Consider the following 266-nt stretch of genomic DNA (forward strand, 5'->3'; position numbering starts at 1 on the left):
GCCCTGAACCGGATTTCCATCCAACTCAGTGCTGCCCAGGATCATGCTTGCTGCCCGGCGGGCCGCACAGCCCGCCAGACCGGCAAAACGCCTGTTCAGGCGCGGCAATCTCAGGCGGCGACCAAAGTCACCCGCGCGAAGCGGCGCTTGCCTACCTGAATCACATATTCACCGGCGTCGAGCGTGAGCCCGCGATCTTCCACTCGCTGACCATCAATCCGCACACCGCCTTGCTCGATGTTGCGGTTGGCCTCGGTACCCGAAGG

Annotated in this window: 1 protein-coding gene; it reads right to left on the minus strand. The window is 63.9% G+C overall.

Annotated elements, in window-relative coordinates:
- Nucleotides 1-110: 110 nt before the first annotated feature.
- On the minus strand, nt 111-266 hold a 156-nt coding region (locus RMT89_RS46335; protein ID WP_399499015.1), incomplete at its 5' end, for a S4 domain-containing protein.

The sequence above is a fragment of the Streptomyces sp. P17 genome, assembly GCF_032436805.1.
GTDB lineage: Bacteria > Actinomycetota > Actinomycetes > Streptomycetales > Streptomycetaceae > Streptomyces.